Annotated in this window: 10 protein-coding genes; 7 read left to right on the top strand and 3 right to left on the bottom strand. The window is 69.7% G+C overall.

The window, feature by feature from the left end; translation table 11 throughout:
* Nucleotides 1-191: 191 nt before the first annotated feature.
* Nucleotides 192-815: a methyltransferase domain-containing protein gene (locus DJ81_RS06310; RefSeq protein ID WP_094522968.1), complete on the top strand. Its 624-nt coding sequence runs from the start codon at nucleotides 192-194 to the stop codon at nucleotides 813-815.
* 29 nt (nucleotides 816-844) lie between these two features.
* Here DJ81_RS06310 and DJ81_RS06305 read toward each other — a convergent pair whose 3' ends face one another.
* The 3 genes from DJ81_RS06305 to DJ81_RS06295 all read right to left on the bottom strand — a co-directional run bounded on the left by DJ81_RS06305 (nucleotide 845) and on the right by DJ81_RS06295 (nucleotide 3,327).
* On the bottom strand, nucleotides 845-1,381 hold the full coding sequence (locus tag DJ81_RS06305) for a type IV pilin N-terminal domain-containing protein (RefSeq protein ID WP_275542425.1): 537 nt from the start codon (nucleotides 1,379-1,381) through the stop codon (nucleotides 845-847).
* 65 nt (nucleotides 1,382-1,446) lie between these two features.
* The gene (locus tag DJ81_RS06300) at nucleotides 1,447-1,881 is read right to left on the bottom strand and encodes a hypothetical protein (protein WP_094528061.1); all 435 of its coding nucleotides are present in this window, start codon (nucleotides 1,879-1,881) and stop codon (nucleotides 1,447-1,449) included.
* A gap of 132 nt (nucleotides 1,882-2,013) precedes the next feature.
* Nucleotides 2,014-3,327 carry a hypothetical protein gene (locus tag DJ81_RS06295; protein ID WP_094558253.1) on the bottom strand — a complete coding sequence of 438 codons (1,314 nt, stop codon included), beginning with the start codon at nucleotides 3,325-3,327 and terminating at the stop codon, nucleotides 2,014-2,016.
* A gap of 178 nt (nucleotides 3,328-3,505) precedes the next feature.
* Here DJ81_RS06295 and DJ81_RS06290 point away from each other — a divergent pair, with 178 nt between their 5' ends.
* The 6 genes from DJ81_RS06290 (at nucleotide 3,506) to DJ81_RS06265 (ending at nucleotide 11,641) form a co-directional block, all read left to right on the top strand.
* Nucleotides 3,506-4,837 (top strand): hypothetical protein, encoded by a 1,332-nt coding sequence (locus tag DJ81_RS06290; protein WP_094523326.1) that lies wholly within the window; start codon nucleotides 3,506-3,508, stop codon nucleotides 4,835-4,837.
* A gap of 105 nt (nucleotides 4,838-4,942) precedes the next feature.
* Nucleotides 4,943-5,731, top strand: a complete 789-nt coding sequence (locus DJ81_RS06285; protein WP_094589005.1) for an electron transfer flavoprotein subunit beta/FixA family protein — start codon at nucleotides 4,943-4,945, stop codon at nucleotides 5,729-5,731.
* Nucleotides 5,731-6,678, top strand: a complete 948-nt coding sequence (locus DJ81_RS06280) for an electron transfer flavoprotein subunit alpha/FixB family protein (protein WP_094523330.1) — start codon at nucleotides 5,731-5,733, stop codon at nucleotides 6,676-6,678. Before DJ81_RS06285 ends, DJ81_RS06280 begins: the two co-directional genes overlap by 1 nt.
* Before the next feature lie 82 nt (nucleotides 6,679-6,760).
* On the top strand, nucleotides 6,761-7,684 hold the full coding sequence (locus DJ81_RS06275; protein ID WP_094589003.1) for a DUF5995 family protein: 924 nt from the start codon (nucleotides 6,761-6,763) through the stop codon (nucleotides 7,682-7,684).
* An 87-nt stretch (nucleotides 7,685-7,771) separates the two neighbouring features.
* Nucleotides 7,772-10,708, top strand: a complete 2,937-nt coding sequence (locus tag DJ81_RS06270) for a replication factor C small subunit (protein WP_249269092.1) — start codon at nucleotides 7,772-7,774, stop codon at nucleotides 10,706-10,708.
* Between the two features lie 387 nt (nucleotides 10,709-11,095).
* Nucleotides 11,096-11,641: a metallophosphoesterase gene (locus tag DJ81_RS06265; protein WP_094526517.1), complete on the top strand. Its 546-nt coding sequence runs from the start codon at nucleotides 11,096-11,098 to the stop codon at nucleotides 11,639-11,641.
* Nucleotides 11,642-11,677: the final 36 nt, after the last annotated feature.

Below are 11,677 nucleotides of genomic sequence, written 5' to 3'. Positions count from 1 at the left end.
TCCGGTCGCGGCCGCCGGTCGTGCACGCGGAACCGGCCGCTCGTCGTCGGGTCCATACGTGTGGATCGGTCGGCGGGCGGATAAGCGGGTCGGACCGGACCGTCGGCGACGTCCCGCGCGAGGGTCGAACCGGGTCCGTCCCGGTGGCGGATCCGTGTCGTTATGGGGCGGGCGACCCTACGGATACGGTAATGGGGATCCTCGAGGACAAGTCGAACGCCCGCCTGTTCTACAAGTACCTCTCGAAGGTGTACGACCAGGTCAACCGCTTCAACTGGACCGAGGAGATGCGGACGGAGGCGCTCTCCTGGCTGGAGTTCGGCGACGACCCGAAAGTGCTCGACGTGGGGTGTGGCACCGGGTTCGGCACGCAGGGACTGCTGGAACACGCCGACGACGTCCACGGGCTCGACCAGAGCGTGCACCAGATGGAGAAGGCGTTCGAGAAGTTCGGCAAGCGCGACCGGGTGAACTTCTACCGCGGTGACGCGGAGCGGCTCCCCTTCCGCGACGACACGTTCGACGTCGTCTGGTCGTCGGGCTCGATCGAGTACTGGCCGAATCCCGTCGAGGGGCTTCGGGAACTGCGCCGCGTCGCGAAGCCCGGGGGGCAGGTGCTCGTCGTCGGTCCGGACTACCCGCATAACCCCGTCCTCCAGCGGATCGCCGACGCGATCATGCTCTTCTACGACGAGGAGGAGGCCGATCGGATGTTCGAGGCCGCGGGCTACGAGGCGTTCGAACACCACATCCAGCGAGCGACGCCGCGGAGCCCCCGAGCGATCACGACGGTCGCCCGGGTCCCCGAGGAGTAGCGCGCGGAGCGAGCGACGCCGTCGCTCTACTATCCAGGCTCCACGACCGCCTCTAGCGCCGCGACCGGCCGTCCGCCGACCGATATCTCGACGGCGATCGTCCGTCCCGGTTCGAGGGCCGGGTCGTTCGTCCCCGCGATCCGGAACGACGCCGATTCGCCGACGGACCAGTCGCCGTCGCTGGCAGCGTTGAACGCGCCGGTCGGTCCCGGCCGGAAGCCGGCCGCAGAAAAGAACGGCACCGGCGGCTGGCGGGCGAGCGGCTCGCCGTCGACGCTGACGCGCACGTCCAGTTCGCTCGCGTCGAGCGCGTCGCCGCCGCGGTGCGTGACCGTGACCCGATCGCCGGCCGCCGACAGCGACAGTGACGCCGTCGGCGCGGGCTCGACGGGCTCGGCGGGAGCGGCGAGCGCAGCGGTGACGACGCCGCCCGCGAGGACGACGGTGATCGCGAGCAGCAGGACGCCGGCGACCGGGGCGAGCGCCCGATCGGAGCGGTGAGCGTCGCCAGCGGCGTTCCGGTTCGACGACGGACCCGGGTGGGTCGGTGAGCGGTCGGGGAGCACGGGGCGGCTGGCCGCGGCATCAGCTAAAAACGTCCGGACGGAAGCCGACGGGCGAGGGGACCGGTTCATCGCCTCTTCGACCCGGTCGTCCCGTCGGACGAGGAGGCGACGGACGGGGACGCGGCGAGCGCCAGCACCGCGGCCGCGGTGGCGAGATTCAGCGCCCGCGTGGGGCGGGCGAACCCGAGGGCCGTCTCGGCGGCCACCCAGAGCGCCAGCGCGACACCGACCGCTACGGCCGCGGCCCGCCCCCACGAGCGGTCCGCGTGGAGCCCGTATCCGGCGAGGACCGGACAGACGCCGAACAGCGCGACGAGCAGGGCTCCGGGGAGCAGGAAGTCGTCGACTGGCGTCGGGGCGAGCGGGGCCGGCGACGCGTCCACGAGCGCGCCGGAGGGGTCGACAACGAGCGCGGCCCCGCCGGCGAGCGCGCGTGCCGCGAGCTGGCCGAGCGCCGCGAGGAGCGCCCAGTGGGAGAGTGACCGGCCGCGCAGGCGCATGGAGAGGGATGGGTGCGGGACCGACAAGAGCACCGCGACGAATTCCGGAGGTCTTGGAACGCCCAACCCTGGAACACCCGACTGAAGTCGCGTCCGCGGGCTCGGGCGCGCCGGCGACAGCACGCGGCTGCGCTACTCGTCGTCGACGAGCCGGGGCGTCGAGATCGGTCGGAGGTCGTCGACGACGACGACGCGGGGCTCGTCGACGACGGTGATGCGGTACGGCTCCGCCGGCGAGAGGGTCCTGACGACCCCGTCGGCGTCCGTGGTGCCGATCGTCCGGCTGTCGCCGTCTCCGACGCTCTTCGTCACGGTGACGTCGGGAGCGGGGTCGCCTGTCTCCTCGTCGAGGACGGTCACCGTCACCGGGCCGCCGGCGTAGCTCCGTTCGACGGTTACGTTGAAGCCGTCACCGGCCTCGGAGGCACGCTCGGTGTCGGGGAAGGCGCTGAGGTTGATCCGCTGGTGCTCGACGAACACCTGCTCCGTCCCGCCGCTGACGAAGGCGCGGAGCAACCCGTACTCGTGCGGGATAGTGATCCGCTGGACCGCGCCGGCCCCGAACGCGTCTGGCTCCCGGAGCGCCGCCGTCTCGGGGTACGCGGCCGTGGTCACGTTGATCGCCTCGTCGTTGCTGATCGCGCCGCCGCCGCGGCCCCAGCGGTCGTTTCTGAACGTCTCGCGAACGTACTCGCCGTCGACGATCGTCGCCAGCGTGACCGAGCTCGGCGTCGATTCGACGTAGATCTCCGCGGCCGAGCGGTCGCCGCGGGCGGTCGAGAGCGCGAGGTCGCGGACGGGGCCGTTGTACACCTGGAGCGCGACCTGAAGCTCGTCGAGCCGGGTCGGGGAACTGAAGCCGTCGGTCTCCTCCGCGAGCGCGTCGATCGCCTCGAGCCGCCCGTCGTACTCCCGGGCAGTGGCGGAGATACGGACGAGTTCGTCGAGGAGTTCCCGGTCGGAGAGGTTGCCGGAGGCGTGCGCCTGGAACGCCTTCGACTGGCGGCTGTGGAGGCTCACCTCGTTGCGCTCGACGCGGCTGAGTGCGGCGAGGATGAGCCGCTGTCGCTCGGTGCTGGTCTGGGCGTTCTCGATCCGGTCGACGATCGCCTCGGTCTCCACGGCGGCCCCGGCGTCGGCGACCGAGAAGGAGAGCGCCGGGCCGAGGTTCGCGCCGCGAAAGCCGCTGCCTCTCCGGGAGTCGGCGTCGGTCGGCGCCGAGAGCGTGCGGAACGTGAGGTTCGACTCGTCGATCTGCGAGGGGCCGGTCTGGGGCCGGGGCGGGTCGATCGGGCCGTCCGCGTTCGGCCTGACGGGGTCGAGCGCGATCGAGTCCGGTGCCTCGACGGCCGCCGGGGACTCGGAGACGGCGGCCGCTGGCGACATCGTCCCCGCGACCGGGACGACCAGCAGCAACACCGCGACGAAGACCGAGAGGGCTCTCATCACGCATGAGTTCACCTCCTGATATAAAAAATCCACCTCGACGACCCAGCGCGAGTCCGTGACGCCGACGCCGACCGGCGACCGTCGCGGACGGCGGGTCTGTCGCGGACCGCCCGTTACGCCGACGCAAACCGGTTATGGAAAGCGTTTTGCCCGGGCCACGAGAGAACCGACGTGCATGCGGAATCCCCCGTCTCGCGTCCTCCTCGTCTCGCTGTTCGCCCTCCTCCTCGTCGGCGGCGGGGTCGCGCCGGTCGCCGGAGACGCGGTCGCGACCTCGCCGTCGCCCGCGCTCGACGCGGCGGCCCCGCACGGACAGCCGAGCGACGTCTCCCTCGCGTCGCCGAGCGTCGAGGCCGTCGCGGGTCCCGTCGGACAGATCGAGTCTGACTTCGACCCGAACACGGCGACGCGGATCCGGATCGAGCCGACGCCGGACCGCGACGCGCGGTGGGAGGTGTCGGTCAGGTACGCGCTCGCCGACGAGACGGAGGTCAGGGCGTTCGAGACCGCCGGACAACGGTTCCTCGACGGCGAGGTGGGCCCCGGCCCGGCGCTGTTCGAGGGGTTCGCGCGGGAGGCGAGTCGGAACGTGGACCGGACGATGCGGATCGAGAGCGTCGACCGCGAGGTGATCGTCCACGAGGACCCGTCCGAGTTCGACGTCGGCGAAGAGGGGACGGCCGCCGTCGGCGAACTCCGCCTGACGTTCGTCTGGACGGAGTTCCTCGGGGCCGACGGCGAGAACCTCGTGGTGGGCGACGCGCTGACGACGCCCGAGGGAACGTGGCTCCGGTCGCTCGGTGAGGGGCAGACGCTGGAGATCGCGACGCCGGACGGGTACGCCGTCACGGGAACGCCCGGATCGACCGTCCAGATACGCGACAACGCCGTGACGATCGAGGGTCCGCGCACGTTCGGCGAGGACGAGCGGGTCGCCGTCGTCTACGCGCCGGCGGGCACCACGGGGCCGCCGTGGGAGATGTTGACCGCGGCGATCCTCGTCGCCGCGCTGCTCATCGCGGGAAGCGTCGTCGCCTATCGGCGGATGGGAGACAACGACGCCGGCGGGGCGACCGCGAACGGTTCGAACGGCGACGGCGTCTCTCGGGCGACGACCGCGGACGACGACGCGAGTTCGGGTGCGGCCGCCGCCGGTCCCGTCGGCGGGGAGAACGGCGACGCGGCGACGGAGGCGGAGCCCGAAGAGGACCTCTCACTGCTCTCGGACGAGGAGCGAGTCGAGCGGCTCCTGACAGACAACGGCGGGCGGATGCGACAGGCCGACATCGTCGCGGAGACCGGCTGGTCCGACGCGAAGGTCTCGCAGCTGCTGTCGGCGATGGCCGACGAGGGGCGCGTCGAGAAGCTCCGATTGGGCCGCGAGAACCTGATCTCGCTGCCCGACGACGCTGACGTCGACGGCGGCGACGGGGGCGACGACGGCGGCGGCGCGGACGACGACAGCGCGAACGACGACGACGGTCACGTCGACCGCAACAGGCGGTAGGGAAGCCGTCGCTCGGTCCGCTCCGGGGGTCCGGGCGAAGCCAACTCTTCGCGGCGAGTGAGGCGTTCCGAAAACCCTTACACGGCGAGCGACCCAGTGACTATCATGAAAGTTCTGGTGACCGTCAAGGAGGTCGCTGAGGCCGACGACGACTTCGCGATCGAGGGAACTGACATCGCGGAGTCCGACCTCGAGTACGACCTCAACGAGTGGGACGACTACGCGGTCGAGGCCGCGGTCCAGCTGGCCGAGGCCGGTATCGCAGACGAAGTCGTCACCGTCACGATCGGGCCGGAGCGGGCCGATGAGACGATCCGTATGGCGCTCGCGAAGGGCGCCGACCGGGCGGTCCGCGTCTGGGACGACGCCTTCGAGGGCGGGTTCGCCGACGTGGCCGCGAAGGTCTCGACGATCGAGGCCGTCGTCGAGGCCGAGGATCCGGACCTCGTGCTCGGCGGCGTGCAGGCCGCCGACACCGGGTTCGGCGCGACCGGCGTCGCGCTCGCCGAGCGGATCGGCTTCGAGCACGCCGCGGTCGTCAACGACCTCGAGGTCGACGCGGACGCGGACGTCGCCCACGTCCACCGCGAGCTCGAGGGCGGCGTCGAGGAGCTGACCGACGTCGACCTCCCCGCCGTGTTGACGGTCCAGACCGGACTCAACGAGCCGCGCTACGCGAGCCTGCGCGGCATCCGGCAGGCCCAGCGCAAGGAGATCGACGCGAAGGACCTCGCCGACTTGGGACTGACCGCCGAGGACGTCGAGAGCGCGCTCGCGATCACGTCGATGTACGAGCCGGAGAGCGAGTCCGACGCCGAGATAATCGAGGGCGGCGCGAGCGAGACCGCGGGACGCCTCGCTGAGGTCCTGCGTGACAAGGGGGTGGGCGCGTGATGTCCGACGTGCTCGTCGTCTCGGAGCACCGCCGCGGCGAGCTCCGCGACGCCTCCTACGAGGCGATCACGGCCGGTCGAGAGCTCGCCGACGCCCGCGGCGGCGACCTCCACGTCGCCGTCATCGGCGGCGACGTCGACCGCTTCGCCGAGGACCTGAACCGCGAAGGCGTGGACGCGATCCACGTCGTCGACGACGGGGAGGAGTTCGACCACAACGTCTACCAGGCGGCGATCGCGGCCCTGCTCGATCGGACGGACGCCGGCACGGTCGTGGCGCCGAACTCCGTCAACGGGCTCGACTACGCGCCCGCGGTGGCCGAGGATCGCAGCCTGCCGCTGGTGACTGACGCGATCGGCTTCGAGTACGACGGCGGCCTGACGGTCACCCGCGAGATGTACGGTTCGAAGGTGGAGACGACCGTCGACGTCGACGGCGACCGCCACGTGCTCACGGTCCGGGGCGGCGAGTGGGCGCCCGCGGAGGGCGTCGGCGACGCCGCGATCGAGTCGGTCGACGTCGACCTCCTCGAGTCCGGCGCGCGCGTCACCGGCTTCGAAGAGGTCGGCGGCGGCGACGTCGACATCGCCGACGCCGACGTGCTCGTCTCGGTCGGCCGCGGCATCGAGGAGGAGGAGAACCTGGAGCTCGTCGAGGAGCTCGCCGACGCGCTCGGCGCGACGCTTTCCGCCTCCCGACCGATCGTCGACAACGGCTGGCTCCCGAAGAACCGGCAGGTCGGGCAGAGCGGGAAGGTCGTCACCCCCGACGTGTACATCGCGGTCGGTATCTCCGGCGCGGTCCAGCACGTCGCCGGGATGAAGGGGTCCGACACCATAATCGCCATCAACACCGACCCGAACGCGCCGATCTTCGACATCGCCGACTACGGCATCGTCGGCGACCTGTTCGAGGTCGTCCCCGAACTCGTCGACGAGTTCGCGTAGGCGGGACCCCCCGTCTCGGCAGCAACGTTCTTTGGCTCCGGCGGAGTAGCGGACGGTCAGACGGCGCTCCCGTCGACTCGAGATGATCCCGATCCGCGCGGCCGTCCCGACTACCGAGGAGGCGAGAGCGCTGCTCACCGGGATCCGGCGAGCGGCCGCCGTCGACGTCGAACTCGACGCCGTCGCCGCGGAATTGGCCGACGACGAGCCGGACACGGCACTGCTCGACCTCGTCGCGGCGCCGTTCACGTCCGTCGCCGACGTCGACGAGCGGCTGGCGCGGACCGAGTCGTACCTCCGCGAGCGCGGCGACCGGCGAGCGGTGTTTCTCACGGTGTACAGCCGGATGACGGCGACCGTTCGGACCGCGATCGACGACGGCGCGTTCGTCGACCCCGAGTGGGCCGCGTCGTACCTCGTCGCCTTCGCGGAGCGCTACCGTCGGGCGTTGGTCGCGTTCGAGCGGCGGGCGTTCGAGGCGCTCCCGCGGCCGTGGCTGATGGCCTTCGCCGCCGCGGCCCGGGGCGAGACGCTCGTCGCGCAGGACGCCCTGCTGGGCGTCAACGCGCACATCACCTACGACCTCACGTACACGCTCGGCGATGTCGGGATCGACCCCGACCGCGACGCGAAGCGCGAGGACCACGACCGCATAAACGCGGTCCTCGCCCGGCTCGTCCAGACCGCGCAGGACGCGCTCGCCGAGACGTACGCCGCGACCGAGATCGCCGGGATCGACCGGCTGCTGGACCCCCTCGACGACCGGTTGGCGCTGCTCGGGCTGAAGGGGGTCCGCTGGTTCGCCTGGCGGAACGCCGTGTTGCGCGCCGACCTCCCGACGTGGGCCGGCGAGCCGTACGTCGACTGGCGGACCGAGACCGTGTCGACCGGCGCCGCGGCGGCCCTGCTGGCACCTGACGTCGACGCGAGCGCGCGGCTACGTGACGCGGAGACCGACGTCGACGCGGCGGCCGCGTTCCGCGAGGCGGTCCGGCGTCGGACGTAGGAGCGGGCGGGTCCGACCGCCTCCGCGAGCCGCCGTCGCCGACCCGTTCTCGGTTCGTTTATCACCCCGCCGACCCTCCGATCCGGCATGAGCGAGGCCGACGAGCAGACGGTTGCGACCGCGACCGGCCGGGAGATCTGGATCGAGAAGTACCGGCCGCAGTCGCTCGACGACATCCACGGCCAGGAGGACATCGTCGAACGGCTTCAGAGCTACATCGAACAGGACGACATCCCGCACCTGCTCTTTTCGGGGCCGGCCGGCGTCGGGAAGTGCGTTACCGGTGAGACGCCCGTGTTGACTGACTCCGGAGTGAGGCCGATAGAAGACGTGGTCGGTGACACGGACGGTTTCGGCGAATCCGAAGACGAGATTCGGATCGCGACGATGACCGACCGGAACGATTTCGAGTACGTTGAACCGTCGCACGTGTTCGGAAAGCGTGCCGAGGAACTCGTGGAGGTAACGACTCGTGACGGCACCGAGTTCCGAGTGACTCCGGAACATAAACTCCGGGTCATCACCCACGAGGGGTTCGAGTGGATTCCCGCCGGGGAGCTGTCGGACGGCGATCGGATCGCTCGGCCAAGCCGGCTGCCGACGCCAGCGACTAATCGGACCACTGGACCGACGCTGCGGTGGTACGACGAGATGAACCCGGAGCGGACAGAGGTGACGCTCGATGCCGAGACCGCAGATGACCTGAACCTCGATCGGACGATCCCCTTGTCAGCGCTTCGTGCGACAGCCGACGGCGTGGACAGTTGGGTGAACGGCGTCGAAGCGATCGAATACGTCAGACAAGGCCGTCGGTCGCGTTCGATTACCCCACCGACGGACGTGACGCCGGAGCTGGCACGATTCGTCGGCCTCGCGATCAGCGAAGCCCATATCGACGGTGGACGGATCAAGTTCTACAACACCGACGACGCACTGCTCGACGCGTTCGATTCGGCCGCACACGACGTGTTCGACGTGGAAACAAGGCGAGGGACGCAAAAAGACATCCCCTACGTCGCGATCGGTTCCCGAACGCTGACTCACTATCTGGAATCGGTGTTCGACGCGTTCGCGAGCGCGAGCGGCGAGAAGGGGATCGGCTCGAATCTCGTCACAGCCGGGACGGACGCGCGAGCCGCGTTCCTGCGCGCCATGTTCGACGCCGAGGCCCACGTCAGCGCCAACGGGATAATCGAACTGACGCAGCGAAACTCAGGGCACATCACCCTGCTTTCGTACCTCCTCACGACGTTCGGTATCTCCACCCGCCGGAAGGAACTCCAGAAGTCTGCGACCAACGGATCTGGTGTCGAACGGACGTATCACGCGCTGTATATCTCTGGAGCGCGGGAACTGCGACGGTTCAGAGATGCGATCGGATTCACCATCGCTCACAAATCTGATCGGCTTGACGAGCACGCGCAGAAGGAGGCGAACCCCAATTACGACACGATCCCGAGCCAGACCGTTCTTCGGGATCTCTGTCGTCGGCTCGAGATCCCGATCACCGAGCATCTCCCGAAGAGTCTCAACCCGGAGTCGCCCGGAAGAGAGCGCTACTGTTCGGTTCTGGACAGCGTGGTCGACGCCGCAACGAAACAGATCGAAAACACGCAACGGGCGCTCGAACGCCTCGAATCGATCCGACCGGAACTCGAAGCGGCGACGGCCGTCCCGACGACATGGATCGAAAGCCGTGGGGAACTCGCTCCGATCGAAACCAGAAAGCAGGTCTCTGAGGTGGTCGGTGCGCGCTCGGATCGCCTCCTTGAATACAGCGACGGTCGCCGGACGCCGCGGGCGAATCGGGTGGTACGAATACTCGGAGAGTTGGATCGACCGGTCGAAGACGTTCAGATCGATCACGTGGAGACCGAACTGAGCGAGTGTATCGATCTGCTCGGCGTGGAGTACGCCGAAGTCGTGGACGGTCTCCAGATAGAGACGCCAGATCTCACGAATCTTCTTCGATCAGACGACTCTACGTTGACGTCGCTTACCCGGCTCGAAACGGTAGCAGATCGCCTCAGGGAGATCGCCACGGATTGGCTATCGTTGGAAACCGTCGAACTCCTTGATAAGGCGTCTCGGATCGCAAACGCCGATCTGCGGTACGACGAGGTAGAAACGGTCGAGAGCGTGGCGGCCGACGAGCGCGTCTACGACCTGACCGTCCCGGGGACGCGAAACTACGTCGCCGGGGAGAATCCGACGGTGATGCATAACACCACCGCCGCCACCGCCATCGCCCGTCAGGTGTACGGCGAGGACAACTGGCGCGGCAACTTCCTCGAACTCAACGCCTCCGACCAGCGCGGCATCGACGTGGTTCGCGACCGGATCAAGGGGTTCGCGCGCTCGTCGTTCGGCGGCGACTTCCGGATCGTGTTTCTCGACGAGGCGGACTCGCTCACGTCTGACGCCCAGTCAGCGCTCCGCCGGACGATGGAGCAGTTCTCCGACAACACGCGCTTCATTCTCTCGTGTAACTACTCGTCGAAGATCATCGACCCGATCCAGTCGCGCTGCGCCGTCTTCCGCTTCTCGCCGCTCTCGGACGCGGCCGTCGCCTCGCAGACGCGCGAGATCGCGGCCGCGGAGGGGATCGAGGTGACCGACGAGGGGGTCGACGCCCTCGTGTACGCGGCCGACGGCGACATGCGCCGCGCGATCAACTCGCTGCAGGCGGCGGCGACGACCGGCGACGTCGTCGACGAGGAGGCGGTGTACGCGATCACGGCCACCGCCCGCCCCGAGGAGATCGAGTCCATGGTGACGAACGCCCTGGAGGGCGACTTCTCGCGGGCCCGGGCCACCCTCGATACCCTCCTCACGGAGACCGGGATGGCCGGCGGCGACGTGATCGACCAGCTCCACCGCTCCGTCTGGGAGTTCGACCTGAGCGAGCGCGAGGCGGTCGCGCTGATGGAGCGGATCGGCGAGGCCGACTACCGGATCGCGGAGGGGGCCAACGAGCAGGTGCAGTTGGAGTCGCTGCTCGCGTCGCTTTCGTTAGAAGAATAGGTCGGTTCCGGTCGCGCCTCGTTCCGATCGCGGCGCGTGAACGCGGTTACGTATACGGGATCGGCGTTGGGAGCGGCGTCCTAATCGTCTCCGAAGCTCCAGCCGCTCGCTTATAAGCGGGTGACACCGGATCGACGATGAACGCCTCCAAAGCCCCAACCCCCCTTTGAATCCCGTCCCGCACAGCGACCGTACCTCACACCTCCCCAGCCTCGCCGCTCGCGCCTTATAAAGGCGCTCGCGGCGTCCCTCGCGCGGCGCTCCTCGCGGCCGCCGGTGGCGGCCGCTTGCAGGCGCGCGCCACCGCAGGCGCCTTCAGACATAAATCATAACCGCTGTTCCGGGACGCGCTTTTTAAGCCGAGCGCGCACCGATGAGGGGTACAGAATGCTCGTCGTCGTCTCAGACACCCACTCGCACGAGGAGTCGAAGCTGCAGGGGCGCACCGCGGAGGCGGTCCGCGCGGCCGACCTCGTCGTCCACGCGGGCGACTTTCACCGCGAGCCGGTGCTCGACGCCTTCGAGTCGGCGGCGCGGACGCTCCGCGGCGTGTACGGCAACAACGACGACGCCGCGATCCGCGATCGACTCCCGGAGGTCCGGACGGTCGAGTACGCGGGCGTGCGGTTCGCGGTCACCCACCGCCACCGCAGCGGGGACACCGGGCTGGTCATGCTCGGTCGGGGGCGCGACGCGGACGCCGTGATCTGCGGCCACAGCCACCGCCCGCGGTTCGACGACACCGGCGGGCTGCCGATCGTGAACCCGGGAAGCCACGCGCGGCCGCGGGGAAACCGGCCGGCGCACGCCGAACTGGACCCGGTGTCGACGGGGGCCGGGGGCGAGACGAGTCCCGGCGCGGCGAACGCGCTCGACGGGCGGCTCGTCACGCCGGACGGCGAGGTCTTCGAGACGTTCCGGATCGAGCCGTGAGAAGACGCCGCCCGCGCCCTCCCCCTCCGCGGGCGG

This window comes from Halorubrum sp. Hd13, assembly GCF_002252755.1.
Classification (GTDB): domain Archaea; phylum Halobacteriota; class Halobacteria; order Halobacteriales; family Haloferacaceae; genus Halorubrum.
Note: the sequence above shows the minus strand (reverse complement) of the source record. Positions and strands in the feature narration are given on the sequence as shown.